Genomic DNA, 20,390 nt, shown 5'->3' on the forward strand with positions numbered 1-20,390 from the left:
TCCATCAAGCAGAACGTAGCTACGCACCAGCGGGGAGTCAACCGACCGGCGGGTAGGCTGCTGCCCCTCCCGCCAGTCCCGAAAGGAACGCGCCGTGCCGACGTCCAGCGCCAGCACCACCGACTCCGCCAGGTCCAACGGCGGGGGTGTCCAGTCCCTCGAGCGCGCCTTCGATCTGCTCGAGCGGATGGCCGACGCGGGCGGCGAGGTCGGCCTGAGCGAGCTCTCCGCGAGCAGCGGGCTGCCGCTGCCCACCATCCACCGTCTGATGCGCACGCTCGTGGCCTGCGGTTACGTCCGTCAGCAGCCGAATCGGCGGTACGCGCTGGGTCCCCGTCTGATCCGCCTCGGCGAGTCCGCGTCCCGTCTGCTCGGCACCTGGGCGCGGCCCTATCTGGCCCGGCTGGTCGAGGAGACCGGCGAGACGGCGAACATGGCGCTGCTGGACGGCGACGAGATCGTGTACGTCGCCCAGGTTCCGTCCAAGCACTCGATGCGCATGTTCACGGAGGTCGGCCGCCGGGTGCTGCCGCACTCGACGGGGGTGGGCAAGGCCCTGCTGGCCAACACCCCGGACGACGAGGTGCGCGCCCTGCTGGCCCGTACCGGCATGCCGGCCGCGACGGACAGGACGATCACCACGCCGGAGGGATTCCTGGCGGCACTGGAGGACGTCCGCCGGCAGGGGTACGCGATCGACGACAACGAGCAGGAGGTCGGGGTGCGCTGCCTCGCGGTCTCCGTGCCCGACTCCCCCACCGCCGCCGCCATTTCGATCTCCGGGCCCGCGGGGCGGGTCACGGAGTCGGCGACCGAGCGGATCGTGCCGGTGCTCCAGCAGGTGGCCGGCGAACTGTCACAGGCACTGGCCAGCCAGAACCCGGCGTGACGCCCCGTCGGCGCCGACCGGGCGGCCACACCGACAGGTGAGTGGGTCAGGACCTGGGTTCCCCGAACAGTTCCACCGCGTTGCGGACCTCCGTCAGGCCCCGGGACAGGGCGCTCACCGAGCCGATCGCGCCTGCTATCAGCAGCAACGAGCTGCGCAGGCGGGGGACTTCGGGGGTGCCGTAGGTGACCATGGCGGCGAGGGCGGCGAGTTCGTCCTCGGCGATGGCACGGTCGGGGAACTCCGCCGGATGCGCGGCCAGTTCACGGCGCAACCGGGAGACCGCGGTCCGCAGTCCCGCCACTCTCGGGTCCTCGTCACTGCCGGTCACTGACCTCTGCCCCAAGCTCCGCAACACAGCTCTCCCCCCTCGCACGCCCTTGTGCGCCGTCGTGTGGTGATCCCGCCGCGCATCCCCTGTGGCGGTGGTCGGGCGCCGGGGGACGCGGGTCAGTAAACGCCACCCGATGCCCGGCGCGCCACCGTGCGGACCGAAATTCAGCCCCCGGAAACCAGGCACTCGCCCCGATGTCAGGTATGCAGGAGGCATGAGGGACGGACAGGGGAACGTGGCCGGTCTGCTGCTCGCCGCGGGAGGCGGCCGGCGGCTCGGCGGGCGGCCCAAGGCGCTGCTGGTGCACCGCGGGCGGCCGCTGGTGGAGCATGCGGTGGGCGTGCTGCGAGCGGCCGGGTGCGAGCGGGTCCATGTGGTGCTCGGGGCCGCGGCGGACGAGGTGCGCGAGCGGGCGCGGCTGGAGGGGTGCGTGCTCGTCGAGAACCCCGGCTGGGCCGACGGCATGGGGTCGTCGCTGCGGGCCGGGCTGGACTCGCTCGCCGGTACCGGGGCGCGGGGCGCGCTCGTCTCGCTCGTCGACCAGCCCGGCATCGGGCCCGAGGCCGTGCGGCGGGTGCGCGCGGGCTTCGCGGGCGAGGACTCGCTCGTCTCCGCCGCCTACGACGGCGTACGCGGCCACCCGGTCCTCTTCGGCGCCGCGCACTGGGCCGGGATCGCGGCGACTGCGACCGGCGACCGGGGGGCACGCGCCTATCTGAAGAAGCACCGGGAGGCGATCACGCTCGTCGAGTGCGGGGACGTGGCGCGGCCGTACGACATCGACACCGAGGCCGACCTCGCACACCTTCGGTGAACGGGATGGCACTCGGCGCCACCTTGCCTCGACCCGGAGAATCTCGACATCAACAAACCATTGAACTTCCACGATGAGGAAACTAGTATCCACTGTTCAGAAGCGCCCTTCCCTCGCGAGGGCGTCGCTCGCCGTACCCGGTTCGACTGGCACCCGGTGCCACCGCTGAAGGAAGTGACAGCTCATGTCCGCACCAGCGCCGTCCCCGCTGGCCATCGTCGACGCCGAGCCCCTGCCCCGGCAGGAGGAGGTCCTCACCGAGGCGGCCCTCGCCTTCGTGGCCGAGCTGCACCGGCGGTTCACGCCGCGCCGTGACGAACTCCTCGCCCGCCGCGCCGAGCGCCGCGCCGAGATCGCCCGCACCTCCACCCTCGATTTCCTCCCGGAGACCGCCGCGATCCGCGCCGACGACTCCTGGAAGGTGGCCCCCTGCCCGCCCGCGCTGCAGGACCGCCGGGTCGAGATCACCGGCCCCACCGACCGCAAGATGACCATCAACGCCCTCAACTCGGGCGCGAGGGTCTGGCTCGCGGACTTCGAGGACGCCTCGGCGCCGACCTGGGAGAACGTGGTCACCGGGCAGATCAACCTGATCGACGCGTACACCCGGAACATCGACTTCACCGACCCGGCGAGCGGCAAGTCGTACGCCCTGCGCCCGAACGAGGAGCTGGCGACGGTCGTCATGCGCCCGCGCGGCTGGCACCTCGGCGAGCGGCACCTGGTCGACGTCGACGGCTCCCCGGTTCCCGGCGCGCTCGTCGACTTCGGCCTCTACTTCTTCCACAACGCCCAACGCCTGCTCGACCTCGGCAAGGGCCCGTACTTCTACCTGCCGAAGACCGAGTCGCACCTCGAGGCGCGGCTGTGGAACGACGTGTTCGTCTTCGCGCAGAACTACGTCGGCGTCCCGCAGGGCACCATCCGCGCGACCGTGCTCATCGAGACGATCACCGCGGCCTACGAGATGGAGGAGATCCTCTACGAACTGCGCGACCACGCCTCGGGGTTGAACGCCGGCCGCTGGGACTACCTGTTCTCCATCGTCAAGAACTTCCGTGACGGCGGCGCCAAGTTCGTCCTCCCGGACCGCAACGCGGTCACGATGACGGCCCCGTTCATGCGGGCGTACACCGAACTCCTCGTCCGCACCTGCCACAAGCGCGGAGCGCACGCGATCGGCGGCATGGCGGCGTTCATCCCCTCCCGCCGGGACGCCGAGGTCAACAAGGTCGCCTTCGAGAAGGTCCGCGCCGACAAGGACCGCGAGGCCGGCGACGGGTTCGACGGCTCCTGGGTCGCCCACCCCGACCTGGTCCCGATCGCCATGGAGTCCTTCGACAAGGTCCTCGGCGACCGGCCGAACCAGAAGGACCGGCTGCGCGAGGACGTCCACGTCGAGGCGGCCGATCTCATCGCGATCGACTCGCTGGACGCGAAGCCGACCTACGCCGGTCTCGTCAACGCCGTCCAGGTGGGCATCCGTTACATCGAGGCGTGGCTGCGGGGCCTGGGCGCGGTCGCCATCTTCAACCTCATGGAGGACGCGGCCACCGCCGAGATCTCCCGCTCGCAGATCTGGCAGTGGATCAACGCGGGCGTCGAGTTCGAGAACGGCGAGAAGGCCACCCCGGAGCTGGCCCGCAAGGTCGCCGCCGAGGAACTCGACGCCATCCGTGCGGAGATCGGCGAGGAGGCCTTCGCGGCCGGCCACTGGCAGCAGGCCCACGACCTGCTGCTCCAGGTCTCCCTCGACGCCGACTACGCCGACTTCCTGACCCTTCCGGCGTACGAGCAGCTGCGCGGCTGATACCTCACCCGAGGTGCACCGACCAGTCCTGTTCGGCGGCGGGCTTGCCGTGCAGGTCGGGGACCTGCCTCAGCCACGCGGGGCGTCCACGCTGGTTCCTCGCCGTGCGCAGGGCCTCCTCGGCGGCGAGTTCCTCCCGGCTCGGGAAGTCGGTGGGCAGCCACTGCCCCGAGGCGCGCACGCGCGCGTGGAGGTACGTCACGTACGCCTCGCGCGCCTCGTCGGGCGTGGCGTGGTCGGTGAGCCAGTCGTCGGGGACCTCTCCGACGACGCGGCGCAGCAGGTCCTCGCTCACCTTCGGCGCGAGTTCGGCGTCGGCGGCGCGGACGTCTGGGCCGTAGTGGCCGAGGGCGTGGTGGCGGAAGTCGTACGCCTTCGCGGGGTCGGTGGCGTCCCAGCGGTGGTGGAAGACGAGGGCGGCGCCGTGGTCGATCAGCCACAGGTGCGCGGGTACGGTGCCTAGCGTCGGCCAGACCATCAGGTTGGAGCTGTGGACGGTCCGGTCGACGTTGACGGTGAGGGCGTCGAGCCAGACGATCCGGCCCGCCTCCAGGGGGTCCACGGGGAAGTGCTTCGCGACCTCGGGCGTGAAGTCCCGGGCGCCCGGCAGATAGTCCATGCCGAGGTTGACGCCGGCGCTGGCCCGGTGCAGGTCCCGCACCTCCTGGTGCGGTTCGTCGGAGGCGATCGCGGGGTCGAAGCGCACCAGCACGAGTTCGGGAAAGCGCAGGCCGAGCGCCCGCGCCAGTTCACCCACGATCACCTCGGCGACCAGCGCCTTGCGGCCCTGCGCGGAGCCGGTGAACTTCACGACGTAGGTGCCCAGGTCGTCGGCCTCGAAGACTCCGGGCACGGAGCCGCCGGACCGCAGGGGCGTGAGATAACGGGTCGCGGTGACCTCAGACAGCATCCTCGCAGGTTACCCGGCGGTGCCCGGCGCGGGACGAGTCACGTCAGGTGGCCAGCGGATTCGGCAGCGGCAGATAGCGGGCGTCCGCGCCGTCGGCGCCCGTCCAGCGCAGCAGGAGGTTGGTCTTGCCGGGGAGGGTCGGGGAGGCCAGGAGGGCGGCGGCCTCGGGCAGGTCGTGGCGGGCGAGTTCGCGGCGGGCGGCGGGCCAGGGGTCGAGGCCGGGGTGGTGTTCGGCCAGGGCGGCGGCGACCTCGGTGAGGTGGTTGACGACCAGGCAGTACACCAGCCGCTCCCAGCCGGCCGCGCGGGGGACGTCGGGCAGCAGCTTCACGCCCTCCGCGTCCCGGAACAGCGCCCGCACGGGCATGCCGTCGGCGTCGACCGCGACCAGCGTGTTCTGCAGATGCGCCTCGAGGACGACGCCGTGCCCGGCGAAGGCGTCCAGCGCGGGCGGTACGACGGCCCGCAGATACGCCTCCCACCAGGCCGCCGGATCCGCGGCACCGCGCAGCGGGTCGCCGTCGAAGCCCTCCACCAGGCCCGCGGCGAGCAGCGGGGTCGTACCGGACGGCAGGGCCGTGCCGAACCCGTCCCGGACCAGCACCGCGAGTTCCTCGAAGGCGAAGCCGGCCGTGCGGTAGCCCCGGTCGCTCAGCCAGGCCCCCGCAGTCCCGGCGAGGGCGCGGCCGGCCGCCTCGTCCGTACGGCGTAGTTTTCGCAGGTCGTGGCGCCAGAGCCGACGGATGTCGTTGGTGATGCGCACGTCCAGGCTGAACTTCAGGAACAGGTCCTCGCCGGGGGCGTACAGCGTCCGGATCGCGGCCGTCGGCCAGGTGTCCAACGCGGTCGTGCCCAGCCGGATCAGCCGCCCGTCCGCGAAGGCGTCCGCGAGGGTGACCAGCTCCAGCTGCCAGGGGTGCGCGGGCAGCAGCCGGTAGCCGGGCGGTGCCTCGCCCAGCGCGTCCAGGGCGGCGGTGTCGCCCTCCTCGACGACCGTGTCCTCGCGGACGCCGAGCAGCGCGAGCGGGAACTGCGCGTGCGCCTCGGGGGCGTACGGCAGCCAGGCCGCCACCGGGCCGCCGCCGCGCGCCTTGGGCGCCGGGTGGTAGGGGTGGCCGGTGATCAGCGACTGCTCGGAGCGCCGGTAGGGGTCCTCGGGCACCGCGGCCCGGGCGCGGGCGGCGAGCAGCGCGGCCACCGCGTCCCGGCTGTCGATCATCTCGGCGGGGAGTTCGTGGTTGGACAGGCCGGTGTGGTGGCGCAGCTCCTCGGAGACCAGCTTGACCAGCTCGGTGTGGCCGATGCGGTGCCACTCCCCGCCCGCGTGGACCTCGGGCTCCGCGGGCCGCCGCTCGCCCCGGACGCGCAGCCGGCGGCCTGTGCCGGGCAGCCGGTACGTGCGGTGGGCGGCCGTCCGCCCCAGTGGCTCGGCGACCTCGCGCAGCAGACAGTTGAGGAGCGGTGCGGCGGCGTACGCGTCGGCGCGGTCGGCGTCGTCACCGGCGGGCGGGGGCATGAGGTCCACGCGATCCATTCGTTCCCTGCGGTCCGTTCGGTCGAAGATGATCAGTATGGATGCCGTCGCCCCCCTGTGCGTGACGCCGTACTCGCCCCGAGGAGCCCGCCCGTGCACCGTCCCCACCCCGCGGAGTCCGAGGTCGCCGACGAGCTGGCCGCCGTGCGCCCCGGTCTGCTGCCACGGTACGACGCCGAGCTGTCCGGCGCCCGGGCGGCCGTGCTGACCCGGCTGTGGCGGGCCCTCGTCCATGAGCCGCTGCCGTGGATCACGGGCCGGGAGCGGGGCGCGGACGGGCTCACCCTGCGCCTGGCCGACGGTCGCCGGCTGCACGGCCCGGCCGCGGACCCGTACGCGACCGCCGCGTACGTGAGCGCCGTACGGCTCGACGGTGTGACGTACGACCATCCGGCGCGGCTGATGACCGCTCTCGCGGTGCCGCACGGTGCCGACTTCGCGGCCGAACTCGGCCACAGTGTGGCCTCGTTGGCGCTGTCGCGGGCCGGACAGGGTCCGCGCGCCGACGAGTGGCCCGTCGCCGACTGGGAGTGGGAGCAGCGGGTGGTCGACGGGCATCCGTACCATCCGGGCTGCCGTTCCCGGCCCGGTTTCTCGGTGGCCGAGCAGCTCGCGTACGGGCCCGAGCACCGGCCCGTCGTGGAGCTGGGGACGGTTCCGGTGGCGGCGGGCGAGTGTCTGGTCACCGGCCAGTGGCCGGACGAACTGCGGGATACGGGGCGGCTGTTGCTGCCGGTGCATCCATGGCAGGCGGCGCATGTGCTGAAGCGGAGCTGCGAGGGGTGGCGCGCCGCGCACCCGCTGATGTCGTTGCGCACGCTCGCCCTGCCGGGCGGGCCGCACGTCAAGACCGCGCTGAGCGCTCGGCTGACGTCCTCGGTGCGGGACATCTCGGTCTACTCGGTGGGGCTTTCGGCCACGCTGTCATCGTTCGCCCGGGCGCTGGCCACGCGCTCCGACGGTCTGCTGCACGTCACCCGCACGCTGGGCGCGGCCACGGCCGACTCGCCGGACCTCGCCGCCGTGCTGCGGGAGTCGCCGCAGACGTACGCGGCGACGGACAGCGGCGAACGGGTGGTGCCGGTGGGGGCACTGGCCACCACCACGCTGCCCGAATCCCCCTCCTGGCTCGCCGACTTCACGCGTCTCACCCTCAGCGTCGGCCTGCGCCTGCTGGAGCTGGGTGTGGCGCTCGAGGCGCACGGCCAGAACCTTCTGGTGGTCCTGTCCCGCACGGGTGCCCCGCTGCGGCTGGTCTACCGCGACCTCGCCGACATCCGGGTCAGCCCGGCCCGGCTGATCCAGAACGGCATCCCGGTCCCGGAGTTGACCGGCCGGATCGTCACGGACGACGTGCCGGCGCTGCGCCGCAAGCTGTTCGGCTCGCTGGTGGCGGGCGCCCTCGCCGGTACGGCGGGTTCGGCGCCGGCGCTGAGGGCCGCGCTGGAGACGGCCGTACGGGACCTGCCGCGCACGCCCGATCTGGCCGCGCTGGTCGCGGAGCCATTGCCGACGAAGGCGCTGACGCTGATGCGGATGTCGCCGGGGGTGGCGGGTGATCAGTGGACCGGGCTGCCCAATCCGCTGCGCTGAGCGGTGGCATGTGACATAGCACTGCGCTTCTCAGCGCTTTCTCGGTGCTATGTCACATACCACCCCGCTCGTTTTGGATCACGGCCCGCCTGATCAATAGGATCCGCCGATGATCAGAACACAACGGCTGGCGGCAGGAGTGTGCGCTCTGCTCGCCACCCTGGCGGCCGGGCTCGTCCTCCCGGCCGCGGCCCATGCCGGCGAACCAACGGGCGAGGCCACGCCCAAGGTCGACCTCGTGCTCGACGTCAGCGGCTCCATGCGGACCCGGGACATCGACGGCGGGACCCGGATGGCGGCGGCGAAGCAGGCGTTCAACGAGGTGCTCGACGCCACGCCCGAGGAGGTCCAGCTCGGCATCCGCACGCTCGGCGCCAACTACCCGGGCAACGACCGGCAGACGGGCTGCAAGGACACCGCGCAGCTCTACCCCGTCAGCACCCTCGACCGCACCGAGGCCAAGACGGCCGTGGCGACCCTTTCGCCGACCGGCTGGACGCCGATCGGTCCGGCGCTGCTGAAGGCGGCCGGCGACCTCGGCAGCGGTGCCGGCTCCAAGCGGATCGTACTGATCACCGACGGCGAGGACACCTGCGCCCCGCTCGACCCGTGCGAGGTGGCGCGCGAGATCGCCGCCAAGGGCATCGGCACGACCATCGACACGCTCGGCCTGGTTCCCAGCACCAAGCTGAACAAGCAGCTCAGTTGCATCGCTGAGGCGACCGGCGGCACGTACACCTCGGTCGAGCACACCGACGAACTCACCGACAAGGTCAACCAGTTGGTGGACCGCGCGGCCGACCCGGTGGTGACGCCGGTGGCCACCGAGGGCGCCACGCGGTGCACGGACGCGCCGGCCCTGAAGTCCGGTCTCTACACGGACCGCGAGGAGTTCGGGCAGGAGCGCTGGTACCGGGTGGACGTCCAGGCGGGCCAGGAGCTGCGCGCCTCGGTGAGCGTGGCGGCCGACCGCGCCGTCAATCCCGCCTACGGGGCGCTGCTGCGGGCGGTCACCGTGCACGGCCGCGAGATCGTGCGCGGGGAGGCCGCGGGCGACGGGCGCACGGACGTCATCTCCACCGGGCTGCGCTATCCCAAGCCGGAACGGGACGACGACGACAGCGACAAGCCGGCCGCCGAGACGGTGTGCCTGCAGGTCACGAACTCCTTCTCGGCCGCCTCGGGCGTGAAGACCACTCCCGGTCTGCCGCTGGAGCTGACCGTCGACGTCGTCGACGGCCCCTCGCACGCGAGCGACGTGGCCTCCTTCGGGCTGGGCCGCGGCTGGTGGCTGCTCGGGGTGCTGGTGCTGGTCGGGTTCCTGGCCGGTCTGATCTGGGGCTGGCTGTCGCGCTGGCGGGTCGCGGTCTGGAGGACCAACTGATGCGGATCACACGAGTGTTGAGCGCCACCCTGCTGGCCCTGGGTCTCGCCGCGGGCCCCGCGGCGGCCGACTCCTCGCCGTCGCCCTCGTCGTCCTCCTCCTCGGACGGCGGCGCGCCGACCACGGCGGGCACGTCGTTCCGTACGGCGGCCGAGATCGACCAGGGACAGCGGGCCACCGCGAGCGCTTCCACCGGCGACTACCTGTACTGGTCCTTCCCCGCGGACGCCGGCCAGCGGCCCACCGTCAAGGCGACGGTGAAACTGCCCGAGGCGCACGCGGCCCAGACCTGGCAGATCGACGTGTACGACGGACTGCGCCGCCGCCAGGCCTGCCAGTACGGCGCGCAGACGCGCACGGCGGCGCGGGGCGCCGCGACGGTCGACCTGGCCTGCGTGCTGCGTACGGTCCGCGCCTGGTCGGAGCCGTGGGCGAACGACCCGCTGCCCGGCACGTACTACGTCCGGCTGACGGTGGTGAACCTGACCACGGGCGACCTCGGCCAGCCGATCGAGGCCTCCCTCCAGGTCGACTCGAAGGACATCGGCGGCTCGGCGGCGGTCGACGGCTCGCTGGCGAAGCCGCTGGTGCCGGGGATCGCCGTGTCGTCCAAGTCCGAGGCGGACGACGGCGGTTCGTCGAAGCCGGCGGTGCTGTCCGGCATCGAGCCCGAGGACGGCTGGTCGTCCGGCTGGTGGTCCGACCGGTGGGTGTGGACCGGGGTGGGCGCGATCCTGGCCGCCCTCGCGGGGATCGGCGGGTACACGCTGACGCGGGGCTCGGGCCGGCCCTCACGGGCGCCGGGAGCCTGACGGTACGTCAAGGGGCCCACCGTGCTGGCACGGTGGGCCCCTTCCTCATGCCTCTCTCAGTTCCTTCGCAAGGGTGCCGTCGCCGGTCACGGTGACCCGCCCGTCCCGTACCGCGTCGGTGAGGGTCACCTCCCCGCGCGCCAGGGCCGCGCAGGTCTCCGCGTCGAGCACGAGCCGCGCGTCCGGCTCGCCGGGAGCGGGTCCGTCGCCGTACACCGGGCCGTCCTCGGCGCCGACGTGCAGATGGAAGTCGCCTTCCTCCAGCCGTACTTCGACCAGCCCCTCGCCCTCCAGGGCACGCAGCAGGGGGAGCGCGAACCAGTGGGCGCGCAGGGCGTCGGTGGGCCGCCGGTCGCCGAGCTCCTCCTGCCCCCACAGGCTCAGTGCCTGCAGCACGGGCAGCAACTCCCGTCCCCGTGCGGTGAGTTCGTAGACGTACGCCGCTCCGGGCGGGGGCAGCCGGCGCCTGCTCGTCAGTCCGTCCCGCTCCATGTCCTTCAGCCGGGAGGCGAGGACGTCCGTGCTCACGCCCGGCAGGTCCGCGTGCAGGTCCGTGTAGCGGCGGGGTCCGGCCAGCAGCTCCCGGACGATCAGCAGGGTCCAGCGGTCGCCCACCAGGTCCAGGGCACGGGCTGCGGAACAGTACTGGTCGTAGCTTCGGCGAGGTGACATGCGACGCAGTCTAGACACGTTGTTGGACTTTCCAAGCTCGAACTTGGTAAAACCAAGCAACACACGAAAGCGGAGGGGCGAGCGAGCATGGAGTTCCGGCAGTCGAACAAGCTCAGCGAGGTCTGCTATGAGATCCGCGGACCGGTGATCGAGCACGCCAACGCGCTGGAGGAGGCCGGCCACAGCGTGCTGCGCCTGAACACCGGCAACCCCGCGCTCTTCGGCTTCGAGGCGCCGGAGGAGATCCTCCAGGACATGATCCGGATGCTCCCCCAGGCCCACGGCTACACCGACTCCCGCGGCATCCTCTCCGCCCGCCGCGCGGTCGCCCAGCGCTACCAGACCCTCGGCCTGGAGGTAGGCGTCGACGACGTCTTCCTCGGCAACGGCGTCTCCGAGCTGGTCTCCATGGCCGTACAGGCGCTGGTCGAGGACGGCGACGAGATCCTGATCCCCGCCCCCGACTTCCCGCTGTGGACGGCGGTGACAACGCTCGCCGGGGGCAAGGCCGTTCACTACCTCTGCGACGAACAGGCCGACTGGTACCCGGACCTGGCGGACATGGAGTCGAAGATCACGGGCCGCACCAAGGCCGTCGTGATCATCAATCCCAACAACCCCACCGGCGCGGTCTATCCGAAGGAGATCGTCGAGGGCATCCTCGACCTGGCCCGCCGCCACGGTCTGATGGTCTTCGCCGACGAGATCTACGACCAGATCCTCTACGACGACGCAGTGCACCACTCCGCCGCGGCCCTCGCCCCCGACCTGGTCGTGCTCACCTTCTGCGGGCTGTCGAAGACGTACCGGGTGGCCGGCTTCCGCTCGGGCTGGCTGGTGGTCACCGGCCCGAAGCAGCACGCCCGCGACTACCTGGAGGGCCTGACCATGCTGGCCTCCATGCGGCTGTGTGCCAACGCGCCCGCCCAGTACGCCATCCAGGCCGCGCTCGGCGGCCGCCAGTCCATCCGCGAGCTGACCACCCCGGGCGGGCGGCTGTACGAACAGCGCAACGTCGCCTGGGAGAAGCTCAACGAGATCCCCGGCGTGTCCTGCGTGAGGCCCAAGGGCGCCCTGTACGCGTTCCCGCGCATCGATCCGAAGGTGCACAAGATCCACGACGACGAGAAGTTCGTCCTGGACCTGCTGCTGCGGGAGAAGATCCAGGTGGTCCAGGGCACGGGCTTCAACTGGCCGGCCCCCGACCACTTCCGTATCCTCACCCTCCCCCACGCGGAGGACCTGGAGGCGGCGATCGGTCGGATCGGACGGTTCCTCAGCGGGTACCGGCAGTAGCCCACCGGGCGGACACCGGCTCTACCGGCCGTGGCTCACCGGGCGCCCGCGGCGCCGGGCTCCTAGCCTGGTCGCATGGGTGACGTCTTCCTCGTCCGGCACGGTGAGACCGAGTGGTCGCGGTCCGGACGGCACACCGGGTCGAGCGACGTTCCGCTGACCGAGCGGGGGCGGGAGGAGGCGCGGCGACTGCTGCCGCTGATCCGCCCGCACCGCATCGCGGCCGCCTTCGTCAGCCCCCTGCGGCGGGCCCGCGACACGGCCGAGCTGATCGGGCTGCGGGACGTGCGGGTGGACCCGGATCTGCGGGAGTGGGACTACGGCGCCTACGAGGGCGTCACGACCCCCGCCATCCAGCGCGAGCGGCCCGGGTGGTTCCTGTTCACGGACGGGGTCGCGCCCGGGCCGCCGGAGCACCCCGGGGAGACACCCGAGCAGGTCGGGGCGCGCGCGGACCGGGTGCTGGCCAGGGTGGACGCGGCCCTCGAGGACACCGAGGGCGCCGTGGTGCTCGTGGCGCACGGGCACGTCCTGCGGGTCCTGACCGCCCGGCGGCTCGGTCTGCCGCCGTCGGGCGGGGCGCTGTTCCAGCTGGCGACCGGGACACTGTGCCGGCTGGGGACGGAGCACGGGCGGCCGGTGATCGCGGGCTGGAACATCCGGCCGACGCAGTAGCGGCGCCCGGCAGGCACGCCGTTGTCAGTCCCGCGTCGTACTCTTCGAATGGGCCGATCGCACCAGGTGGGGACGGGTGCGGGGCCGTCGAGGACGTTCCGCGCCGGGAGGGAGCACGCCGTGACACGACCGCCGACCGCCGCGCAGCGGCGTGTCATCGACGCCGCCGATCCCGTCACCGGGCGGCTGAGGGGGACGGAGGCGCAGCTCGCGGCCCTGGTGAAGCGCGGGCTCGCCTTCCGGCACCCGCGGCCACCGCACGACCACTTCCTGACCCCGGCCGGCCATCGGATACGGGAGCCGGAGGAACCCCCGGCGCCGGTCGAGGCCGAGGCGCCCGCCACCGGGGTGTTCGCGGCGCGGGTCGGCGGCGAGGAGTCTCCGGCCGACGGGCCCGGCCGCACGCGGGAGGTGCACAGCGCCTGGCAGGGGCTGCTGGAGCTGCGCCGGATGACCAACCGGGACGGGTCGACGCACCGGCCGTGCGGCTGGGAACGGTCGCATCTGGTGCAGGCCGCCGCGCTAGCCCTGGAGGCGGCGGGCCACCGGCCCGCGATGGGGGACGGACCGGGATACCGGGTGCGGGCGACCCCGCAGCCGGAGGCGGTCGCCGTGCACGAGCCGGACACCGGGTCCCTGCGGGCCTGCGCGGGGACGCTGGAGCGGGCCGGCTGGCAGGTCAGCGAGCACAACGACCCACGCGCGGGGGCCCGTTATCTGCTGGCGTCGCCTCGCCGCGCTTAGGAAGGCATGCCAAGATCGGTCGGTCACGTCGTCCAACGGTGCGAGCCGTACGAGGAGAGGCAGCTGTGAGCGAACCGTTTTCCGCCCCGGTGACTGTGCGCGGGTACGAGACCGACGTACAGGGCCACCTCAACCAGGCCGTCTATCTCAACTACGCGGAACACGCACGCTGGTCGTTACTGCGGGCGGCCGGGATCAGCCAGACGGAGCTGCTCCGCAGAGGAGTCGGCCCAGTGGCCCTGGAGACGACCATCCGCTACCGGCGGGAGCTGGTCGCCGGCGACGAGGTCGAGGTGACGTGCGCGTTCGCCTGGTCCGAGGGCAAGACGTTCCGCATCGAGCAGACCATCCGCAAGGCGGACGGCACGGTGGCGGCCGAGATCACGGCGGTCGGCGGAATGATGGACCTGGAGCAGCGCCGGCTGGTCCCCGAACCCCGGAAGATCTTCGAGGAGTTGGCGACGGACCCCGGCCTGTTCGGCTTCTGACCCGGCTCAGCTCTCCCGCGTCCGCACATGCACATGTCCGTCGAGCGGGAAGACGGGCGGTGCGGCGGGCAGCACCGCGCCCAGTCCGTACCGGCACTTCTCGGCGACCCGGCAGGAGGCGGCGTTGTCGACCTGATGCCGGAGTTCGAGACGGACCAGCCCGTCCCCGCCGAACGCCTCGAACGCCCAGTCGGTCAGCGCCCGCACCGCCCGCGGCGCCACCCCGCGGCCACGGGCACGGGCGGCGGTCCAGTAACCGACCTCGGCGGAGGCGGCACCGGGGACGGGCCGCTTGAGCACCACGTGCCCGACGGGGGTGCCGGGAGCCTCGGCGTCCTCGCCGTCGGCCGCTTCCACGACGGCGAAGGCGAATCGGTCACCGGCCTCCCAGCCCCGCCGCTGGGCCCGGACCCAGCGGACGGCACCGGCCTCGTCCCCTACGTCCCAGCTCGTCCAGCGCCGCATCGCCTCGTCACCGATCAGGTCGACCAACGCAGGTACGTCGGCCATCTGCCAGGGGCGCAGCACCAGGGCCGGGGCCGAGGGCGTGGCGGGGGCGGTCAGCCGGCTCACGATCTTCTGCATGCCCCGACCCTATGCAGAGGGCGCACGTCCCATCGGCCCAGCCCGCTCCCGCTCACCGCCGGGGGCCTACGCGTCGGCCGACTCCGGCGAGTGTTCCCTGTCGTAGCTCGCGCGGGACTCGGCGATGTGGACGCGGTTGCGTTCGGCCCAGTCGGTCAGGCGCAACAGCGTCTCGTGCAACTCCCGCGCGACGGGTGTCAGTTCGTACTCGACCTTCGGCGGAACCGTCGGATGAACGGTGCGCGTGACCAGGCCGTCACGCTCCAGGTTACGCAGGGTGAGGGTGAGCATACGGCGGCTGATGCCCTCGATACCGCGCTCCAACTCGGTGAAGCGGATGGGGCCGTGGGCGGCGGCCACCAGGATCTGGACGCTCCACTTGCCGGCCACCCTGTCAAGAACTTCCCGGACCGGGCACGCGTGCGCGTTCACCACCTGGGGGGTAACACCGGTGTTCCTCCGGGACATCCGACTGCCTCCTTACGCCGACTCCCATGGTCACTCACGATGTACCCCGTTACAAGTCGTGCACCAAGGACACGTCCCATGCCCGTGGGCCAAGTGGAGGTCACACCGTCATGTCCACCCTGACCGAGTCATCGACGCGAGCGCCGGTGCGGCGGTACTCCCGCTGGTCGTCCCTGCTCGTCCTGTGCGCCGGGGCGCTGATGACGATCCTGGACGGCTCCATCGTCACCGTGGCGATGCCTGCCGTCCAGAACGACCTCGGTTTCAGCGGGGCGGGGCTGGCCTGGGTGGTGAACGCGTATCTGATCCCGTTCGGCGGGCTGCTTCTGCTCGTGGGACGGCTGGGCGATCTGCTGGGCCGCAAGCGGATGTTCGTGGCCGGGCTGGCCGTCTTCACCGGGGCCTCCGTGCTGTGCGGGACGGCGAACAGCCAGGGCCTGCTGATCGCGGCGCGGGCTGTGCAGGGTGCGGGCGGGGCGATGGCGTCGGCGGTGGTGCTCGGCATGCTGGTGGCACTCTTTCCCGAGCCGCGCGAACAGGCGCGTGCCATCGCGGTGTTCAGCGCCGTCGGCTCGGTGGGGGCGACGCTGGGCACGTTCCTCGGCGGGGCGCTCACCCAACTCCTCAGCTGGCACTGGATCTTCCTGATCAACCTGCCGATCGGCGTCGTCGCCCTGCTCGCGGCCGTGCGGGTACTGGAGCCCGAGCGCGGCTCCGGGCTCCGCGACGGCGCCGACTACCCGGGGGCGGCGCTGGTCACCGGCGCGCTGATGCTCACGGTGTACGTCATCGTGGGCTCCGTCGACCACGGCGTCACCGCGACCCTGCTCCTGGCCGCGCTCGCCCTGGCCCTCTTCGGGGCGTTCGCCGTCCGCCAGGCACGGACCGACCGTCCCCTGCTGCGGCTCCGGCTGTTCCGCTCCCGTCTGCTCACCGGCGCGAACACCGTGCAGATATTGATGATCGCGACGATGTACGGCTTCCAGTTCATCGGCGCGCTCTACATCCAACGCGTGCTGGGGTACGGCGAACTGGCCACCGGCTTCGCCTTTCTGCCGGCGCCCGTCGCGATCGGCTTCCTGATGATGAGCCTGTCCGCGCGGGTGATCAGCCGCTTCGGGGCGTACCGCGTACTGCTGGCCGGACTCGTACTGATCACGGGCGGAATGGCCCTGTTGAGCCGGGCGCCCGCGCACGGTTCGTACCTCACCGACGTGCTGCCTCCGATGCTTGTGCTGGCCGCCGGGTTCGCCGCGGCGATGCCCCCGCTCACCGGGCTCGCGATGGCGGGGGCACGCGAGGAGGACGCCGGGCTGGCATCCGGGCTGTTCAACACCACGCAGATCGTGGGCGGTTCACTGGGCCTCGCGGTTCTGAGCACCCTGGCCGCGACCCGCACCGACGGCCTGCTCGCCCGGAGAGTGGAGCTGATACCCGCCACGGCGGAGGGGTACCGGCTGGCTTTCCGGGTGGCGACGGTGATCGCCGGCGGGGCGCTGACACTGGCGGCAGCCGCCCTCCGAGGGTGCCGGGACTGACCCGCCCTGCGGGTCCCCGCCGGGTGGTCTCAACCTCGCTGCAAGGACGCCGACTTGTGGTCCTCCGCCCATCCCCGACAGGTGCGCGCAGGCCGGCCCAGCCGCCCGCCGCGCACGCCGGTACCCGGGCCGCCGACGGGCTCACCGTGATCGAGCAGGCGGAACTGGCGGCCGGCGTCATGGCGTGGCCGGGTCCTCCCGGGTCGGGACCGGGACCTGGTTGAAGGCGTAGTACAGGGCGATCAGGCCGTGGGCGGCCAGGGTCAGGGGGGCCGAGACGAAGGCCAGGCCCACCGTGACGGGGTAGGCGAGGGTGCCGAGGGCGAAGCGGGCGCGGGTCGCCCGGGCGGCCGGGACGTCGACGCGGGAGTCGAAGAGGTGCCCGGTGCGGGTGAGATGCCACCACAGGGCCTGGAAGGTCAGCGCCATCACCACCATGACCAGGCTGTAGACGGCCGCGGCGACATGCGAGGCCGCGTCCTCGCGCAGATACTCCGCGAGGACCGCCGTCGGCCAGGGCACCGCGGCCACCACCATCAGCACCAGCAGGTTCAGGAACATCAGCGTGCGGTCGACATGGGCGACGTAGCTGAACAGCTGATGGTGGTTGATCCACATGATGCCGATGACCAGGAAGCTCACCACATATGCGGCGTACGAGGGCCACTGCGCGCCCAACGCCTGCCACAGGCCGCCGTGTTCGCCGACCTCGGGGACCTTGATCTCCAGGACGAGCAGGGTGATGGCGATGGCGAACACACCGTCGCTGAAGGCCTCGACACGGCCGGACTCATTCATGGGGGACAGCGTGCACCATCGGCGGGACCACCTCCTGCGTGTCGCGGCCGCCGCCCAGGTGGTTGAAGACCAGGTTCAACGCGACCGCCGCCACGCACCCCGTGGAGATGCCGGAGTCCAGGACGATCCGCGCGGTCTCGGGGAAGGCGTGGTAGAAGCCCGGCGCGGTGATCGGGATGATGCCGACGGCGAGCGAGACGGCGACGACCAGGACGTTGGTGTCCCGGTCCAGGCCCGCCCTGACCAGGGTCTGGATGCCGCTGGCCGCGACCGAGCCGAACAGCACGACGCCCGCGCCGCCGAGCACCGGGCGCGGTACGACGGCGATGAGCGAGGCGGCCGTCGGGCACAGGCCCATCAGGACCAGGAAGCCGCCGCCGGTGGCGACGACGTAACGGCTGCGGATCCGGGTCATCGCGACCAGGCCGATGTTCTGGGCGAAGGCGCTGCACATGAAGCCGTTGAAGAGCGGGCTGAGGGCCGAACCGAGGGTGTCGGCGCGCAGGCCGGCCGTGATCGTCCGCTCGTCGGCGGGACGTTCGACGATCTCGCCCAACGCCAGCATGTCCGCGGTCGATTCGGTCATGGAGACCACCATCACCACGCAGAGGGAGAGGATCGCGGCGAGCTGGAACCGCGGGGCGCCGAAGTGGAAGGGGGTGGGGAAGCCGATCACGTCGGCGTGCGCCACCGGGCCCAGGTCCGTGAGGCCGAAGGGGATCGCGAGGAGCGTGCCGGCGACCATGCCGAGCAGCACGGCGATCTGCTTGACGAAGCCGCGGGTGAAGCGGCGGAGGAGCAGCACGATCAGGAGCGTCGCCGCGGCCAGGCCCAGGTACTTCGCCGAACCGTAGTCACCGGCGGCCGGGTCGGGGCCCTGCGCCCAGCCGAAGGCGACGGGGAGCAGGGAGACGCCGATGAGGGTGATCATCGTGCCCGTGACGACCGGCGGGAAGAAGCGGACCGCCTTGCTGAAGAAGGGGGCCGCCACGAATCCGAGCAGGCCCGCCACCATCACCGCGCCGAAGATGACCGGCAGCGCCTCGGACTTGTCCTTGGTGGAGGCGACGACGGCGGTCATGGGGGCGACGCCCGCGAAGGTGACGCCGTTGACGAAGGGCAGCCGGGCGCCGATCCGCCAGACGCCGAGGGTCTGCAGGAAGGTGGCGAGGCCCGCGGTGAACAGACAGGCACCGGTGAGGAAGGTCAGTTCGCTGCCGGACAGGCCGATGGCCGCGCCCACGATCAGCGGAGGGGCGACGACGCCCGCGTACATGGCGGCCACGTGCTGCAGACCCGTGGTGGCCATCTTCAGGGCGGGGAGTTTCTCGTCGACGGGATGGGTCCCGTCGAGGTCGAGCGGGTCGATGGCGGTCACGGCGGCTCCTCCGGGCGGGTGACACGTCGGCTCTGACGTGGGTTTCAGGGAGGTGGTGCGCGGTCGTGCGGGACCGGTGAGAGCCCCTGCGGGGGGCGGAACGGAAGCGTTCCGGGGCGCACATGGGCAGCGCCACGGAAACCGTTCCGGGGCGCGCACGTCCATGCGCGCCCCGGAGACGGCCGCCATGGACCCGGTCTGGGTCCACGGCCACCGGTCGAGGGCCGTCCCCCTCGACCGGAGATCTCGAACTGGAGGTCTCGACGCGGACAATCGCGAACTGGTCAGCCCTGCGCGGTGATCCGCGCCAGCCGCTGCGCCTCGGCCCGGGTGGAGCGGGCGATCGCGTCCTCGTCGACGTGCAACAGACGTCCCTCCTCGACGATCTGACGGCCGTTCACGAAGGACGCGGTGACCGGCGCCGCCGCGCCGAGGACCAGGGCGGTGACCGGATCGGCGATGGAGGCGTGGGCGAGGGTGTCCAGCCTCCACAGCACCAGGTCGGCCAGCTTGCCCGGCTCCAGTGAGCCGATCTCCCTTGCCCGGCCCAGCACTTGGGCACCGCCGTAGGTGCCCAGGCGCAGTGCCTGGCGGGCGTTCAGCGCAGCCTCCCGGTGGGCGCCGAGACGGTTGACGAGCAGGGCGTTGCGCAGTTCGGTGTGCAGTTCGCCGGACTCGTTGGAGGCGGTGCCGTCGACGCCGAGGCCGACCGGGACGCCGGCCGCGAGCATGTCGGGGACGCGGGCGATCCCGGCGGCGAGACGGGCGTTCGACGAGGGACAGTGGGCGACGCCGGTCCCCGTCCGGGCGAAGGCGGCGATGTCGGAGTCGTTCATGTGGACGCAGTGCGCCATCCACACGTCCTCACCGAGCCAGCCGGTGGACTCGAAGTAGTCGGTCGGGCCCATGCCGAACAACTCGTGGCAGAACTTCTCCTCCTCGACGGTCTCCGAGCCGTGGGTGTGCAGCCGCACACCCAGCCGGCGCGCCAACTCGGCGCCCTCCCGCAGGAGTTCGGTCGAGACGGAGAAGGGGGAACACGGTGCCACGGCCACCTGGGTCATGGCGTCGAAGGAGGAGTCGTGGTGCTCCTTGACGGTCTGCTCGGTCGCGGCGAGGGCGCCCTCGAGCGTCTCGACCGCGAAGTCCGGGGGCAGGCCGCCGTCCTTCTCGCTGCGGTCCATGGAGCCACGGGCGAGGGTGAAGCGGACGCCCGTCTCGCGGGCCGCGCGGACGATGGCGCCGGAGAGGTCGCCGGAGCCGTGCGGGTGGACGTAGTGGTGGTCCATGGCGGTGGTGACACCGCCGCGGGCCATCATCGCCAGGGATCCCTGTGCGGCCGCGTACACCATCGGCTCGTCGATGCGCGCCCAGGTCGGATAGAGGGCGACCAGCCAGTTGAAGAGGTTGTGGTCGGTGGCCAGGCCCCGGGTGATCCACTGGTAGAAGTGGTGGTGGGTGTTGACCAGTCCGGGCGTCACCAGATGACCGGAGGCGTCGATACGGCGTACGACGTTCTCCAGGCCCTCGGGCGCCCGGCCCGCGCCGAGCGACTCGATGCGGTTGCCGGCGATGACGAGGTGGCCGGAGGCGTACTCGGTGTCGTCGGCGTCGACCGTCGCGATCGAACAGTTCTCGATGACGGTGCGCTGGGCTGCTGCCATGGTT

20 protein-coding genes are annotated in these 20,390 nt (G+C 72.2%); 11 read left to right on the top strand and 9 right to left on the bottom strand.

Annotated elements, in window-relative coordinates; translation table 11 throughout:
* The first annotated feature begins 94 nt into the window (after window positions 1-94).
* Window positions 95-889 (top strand): IclR family transcriptional regulator, encoded by a 795-nt coding sequence (locus ACWCQ1_RS11990; protein ID WP_133041765.1) that lies wholly within the window; start codon window positions 95-97, stop codon window positions 887-889.
* A gap of 46 nt (window positions 890-935) precedes the next feature.
* Here ACWCQ1_RS11990 and ACWCQ1_RS11995 read toward each other — a convergent pair whose 3' ends face one another.
* A complete protein-coding gene (locus ACWCQ1_RS11995; protein ID WP_308286507.1) occupies window positions 936-1,220 on the bottom strand; it encodes a DUF5955 family protein in 285 nt (94 codons plus the stop codon).
* A 217-nt stretch (window positions 1,221-1,437) separates the two neighbouring features.
* Here ACWCQ1_RS11995 and ACWCQ1_RS12000 point away from each other — a divergent pair, with 217 nt between their 5' ends.
* Both ACWCQ1_RS12000 and aceB read left to right on the top strand, forming a co-directional pair.
* Window positions 1,438-2,037 carry a nucleotidyltransferase family protein gene (locus ACWCQ1_RS12000; RefSeq protein ID WP_451026376.1) on the top strand — a complete coding sequence of 200 codons (600 nt, stop codon included), beginning with the start codon at window positions 1,438-1,440 and terminating at the stop codon, window positions 2,035-2,037.
* Between the two features lie 184 nt (window positions 2,038-2,221).
* A complete protein-coding gene (gene aceB, locus ACWCQ1_RS12005) occupies window positions 2,222-3,847 on the top strand; it encodes a malate synthase A (protein WP_451026377.1) in 1,626 nt (541 codons plus the stop codon).
* A gap of 4 nt (window positions 3,848-3,851) precedes the next feature.
* Here the strand turns inward: aceB and ACWCQ1_RS12010 are convergent, their stop codons facing one another.
* A complete protein-coding gene (locus tag ACWCQ1_RS12010; protein ID WP_358596566.1) occupies window positions 3,852-4,757 on the bottom strand; it encodes a HipA family kinase in 906 nt (301 codons plus the stop codon).
* Window positions 4,758-4,800: 43 nt separating this feature from the next.
* On the bottom strand, window positions 4,801-6,291 hold the full coding sequence (locus ACWCQ1_RS12015) for an IucA/IucC family protein (RefSeq protein WP_358596569.1): 1,491 nt from the start codon (window positions 6,289-6,291) through the stop codon (window positions 4,801-4,803).
* Window positions 6,292-6,384: 93 nt separating this feature from the next.
* Between ACWCQ1_RS12015 and ACWCQ1_RS12020 the strand changes: the two genes are divergently transcribed.
* The 3 genes from ACWCQ1_RS12020 (at window position 6,385) to ACWCQ1_RS12030 (ending at window position 10,080) form a co-directional block, all read left to right on the top strand.
* A complete protein-coding gene (locus ACWCQ1_RS12020) occupies window positions 6,385-7,884 on the top strand; it encodes an IucA/IucC family protein (protein ID WP_451026378.1) in 1,500 nt (499 codons plus the stop codon).
* A gap of 109 nt (window positions 7,885-7,993) precedes the next feature.
* On the top strand, window positions 7,994-9,268 hold the full coding sequence (locus ACWCQ1_RS12025) for a VWA domain-containing protein (protein ID WP_358596575.1): 1,275 nt from the start codon (window positions 7,994-7,996) through the stop codon (window positions 9,266-9,268).
* A complete protein-coding gene (locus ACWCQ1_RS12030) occupies window positions 9,268-10,080 on the top strand; it encodes a hypothetical protein (RefSeq protein WP_358596578.1) in 813 nt (270 codons plus the stop codon). The genes ACWCQ1_RS12025 and ACWCQ1_RS12030 overlap by 1 nt, the downstream gene beginning before the upstream one ends.
* A 45-nt stretch (window positions 10,081-10,125) precedes the next feature.
* On the opposite strand, the gene ACWCQ1_RS12035 is transcribed toward ACWCQ1_RS12030, so the two are convergent.
* Window positions 10,126-10,752 carry a winged helix-turn-helix transcriptional regulator gene (locus ACWCQ1_RS12035; RefSeq protein ID WP_358596581.1) on the bottom strand — a complete coding sequence of 209 codons (627 nt, stop codon included), beginning with the start codon at window positions 10,750-10,752 and terminating at the stop codon, window positions 10,126-10,128.
* 87 nt (window positions 10,753-10,839) lie between these two features.
* Here ACWCQ1_RS12035 and ACWCQ1_RS12040 point away from each other — a divergent pair, with 87 nt between their 5' ends.
* From ACWCQ1_RS12040 to ACWCQ1_RS12055, 4 genes are all read left to right on the top strand, one after another.
* Window positions 10,840-12,048 (top strand): pyridoxal phosphate-dependent aminotransferase, encoded by a 1,209-nt coding sequence (locus ACWCQ1_RS12040; protein ID WP_358596584.1) that lies wholly within the window; start codon window positions 10,840-10,842, stop codon window positions 12,046-12,048.
* A gap of 75 nt (window positions 12,049-12,123) precedes the next feature.
* Window positions 12,124-12,723 (top strand): histidine phosphatase family protein, encoded by a 600-nt coding sequence (locus ACWCQ1_RS12045; protein ID WP_451026379.1) that lies wholly within the window; start codon window positions 12,124-12,126, stop codon window positions 12,721-12,723.
* A gap of 120 nt (window positions 12,724-12,843) precedes the next feature.
* Complete coding sequence (locus ACWCQ1_RS12050) at window positions 12,844-13,467, top strand: hypothetical protein (protein WP_451026380.1); 624 nt, start codon at window positions 12,844-12,846, stop codon at window positions 13,465-13,467.
* Window positions 13,468-13,532: 65 nt separating this feature from the next.
* On the top strand, window positions 13,533-13,955 hold the full coding sequence (locus tag ACWCQ1_RS12055; protein WP_133041752.1) for an acyl-CoA thioesterase: 423 nt from the start codon (window positions 13,533-13,535) through the stop codon (window positions 13,953-13,955).
* Between the two features lie 6 nt (window positions 13,956-13,961).
* Here ACWCQ1_RS12055 and ACWCQ1_RS12060 read toward each other — a convergent pair whose 3' ends face one another.
* Together ACWCQ1_RS12060 and ACWCQ1_RS12065 are read right to left on the bottom strand one after the other, a co-directional pair.
* Complete coding sequence (locus ACWCQ1_RS12060) at window positions 13,962-14,540, bottom strand: GNAT family N-acetyltransferase (RefSeq protein ID WP_358596590.1); 579 nt, start codon at window positions 14,538-14,540, stop codon at window positions 13,962-13,964.
* Window positions 14,541-14,606: 66 nt separating this feature from the next.
* Entirely contained in the window at window positions 14,607-15,008 is a 402-nt protein-coding gene (locus ACWCQ1_RS12065) for a winged helix-turn-helix transcriptional regulator (RefSeq protein WP_451026381.1), read from the bottom strand.
* Window positions 15,009-15,118: 110 nt separating this feature from the next.
* Between ACWCQ1_RS12065 and ACWCQ1_RS12070 the strand changes: the two genes are divergently transcribed.
* Complete coding sequence (locus ACWCQ1_RS12070) at window positions 15,119-16,546, top strand: MFS transporter (protein ID WP_451026382.1); 1,428 nt, start codon at window positions 15,119-15,121, stop codon at window positions 16,544-16,546.
* Window positions 16,547-16,723: 177 nt separating this feature from the next.
* Here ACWCQ1_RS12070 and ACWCQ1_RS12075 read toward each other — a convergent pair whose 3' ends face one another.
* The 3 genes from ACWCQ1_RS12075 to ACWCQ1_RS12085 all read right to left on the bottom strand — a co-directional run bounded on the left by ACWCQ1_RS12075 (window position 16,724) and on the right by ACWCQ1_RS12085 (window position 20,386).
* Window positions 16,724-17,344, bottom strand: coding sequence for a TMEM175 family protein (locus tag ACWCQ1_RS12075; protein WP_358596599.1), 621 nt, complete (start codon window positions 17,342-17,344; stop codon window positions 16,724-16,726).
* Window positions 17,337-18,722 (bottom strand): nucleobase:cation symporter-2 family protein, encoded by a 1,386-nt coding sequence (locus ACWCQ1_RS12080; protein WP_451026383.1) that lies wholly within the window; start codon window positions 18,720-18,722, stop codon window positions 17,337-17,339. The genes ACWCQ1_RS12075 and ACWCQ1_RS12080 overlap by 8 nt, the downstream gene beginning before the upstream one ends.
* A 284-nt stretch (window positions 18,723-19,006) precedes the next feature.
* Entirely contained in the window at window positions 19,007-20,386 is a 1,380-nt protein-coding gene (locus ACWCQ1_RS12085; protein WP_133041748.1) for an 8-oxoguanine deaminase, read from the bottom strand.
* Between the last annotated feature and the right edge of the window lie 4 nt (window positions 20,387-20,390).

This window comes from Streptomyces sp. NPDC002144 (genome assembly GCF_053593695.1).

What these genes read in the sequence shown, in the direction of transcription:
- ACWCQ1_RS12000 (WP_451026376.1), top strand. Translation starts at nt 1,438, where the DNA reads ATGAGGGACGGACAGGGGAACGTGGCCGGTCTGCTGCTCGCCGCGGGA.
- aceB (WP_451026377.1), top strand. Translation starts at nt 2,222, where the DNA reads ATGTCCGCACCAGCGCCGTCCCCGCTGGCCATCGTCGACGCCGAGCCC.
- ACWCQ1_RS12010 (WP_358596566.1), bottom strand. Translation starts at nt 4,757, where the DNA reads ATGCTGTCTGAGGTCACCGCGACCCGTTATCTCACGCCCCTGCGGTCC.
- ACWCQ1_RS12015 (WP_358596569.1), bottom strand. Translation starts at nt 6,291, where the DNA reads ATGGATCGCGTGGACCTCATGCCCCCGCCCGCCGGTGACGACGCCGAC.
- ACWCQ1_RS12025 (WP_358596575.1), top strand. Translation starts at nt 7,994, where the DNA reads ATGATCAGAACACAACGGCTGGCGGCAGGAGTGTGCGCTCTGCTCGCC.
- ACWCQ1_RS12030 (WP_358596578.1), top strand. Translation starts at nt 9,268, where the DNA reads ATGCGGATCACACGAGTGTTGAGCGCCACCCTGCTGGCCCTGGGTCTC.
- ACWCQ1_RS12035 (WP_358596581.1), bottom strand. Translation starts at nt 10,752, where the DNA reads ATGTCACCTCGCCGAAGCTACGACCAGTACTGTTCCGCAGCCCGTGCC.
- ACWCQ1_RS12040 (WP_358596584.1), top strand. Translation starts at nt 10,840, where the DNA reads ATGGAGTTCCGGCAGTCGAACAAGCTCAGCGAGGTCTGCTATGAGATC.
- ACWCQ1_RS12045 (WP_451026379.1), top strand. Translation starts at nt 12,124, where the DNA reads ATGGGTGACGTCTTCCTCGTCCGGCACGGTGAGACCGAGTGGTCGCGG.
- ACWCQ1_RS12060 (WP_358596590.1), bottom strand. Translation starts at nt 14,540, where the DNA reads ATGCAGAAGATCGTGAGCCGGCTGACCGCCCCCGCCACGCCCTCGGCC.
- ACWCQ1_RS12065 (WP_451026381.1), bottom strand. Translation starts at nt 15,008, where the DNA reads ATGTCCCGGAGGAACACCGGTGTTACCCCCCAGGTGGTGAACGCGCAC.
- ACWCQ1_RS12070 (WP_451026382.1), top strand. Translation starts at nt 15,119, where the DNA reads ATGTCCACCCTGACCGAGTCATCGACGCGAGCGCCGGTGCGGCGGTAC.
- ACWCQ1_RS12075 (WP_358596599.1), bottom strand. Translation starts at nt 17,344, where the DNA reads ATGAATGAGTCCGGCCGTGTCGAGGCCTTCAGCGACGGTGTGTTCGCC.
- ACWCQ1_RS12085 (WP_133041748.1), bottom strand. Translation starts at nt 20,386, where the DNA reads ATGGCAGCAGCCCAGCGCACCGTCATCGAGAACTGTTCGATCGCGACG.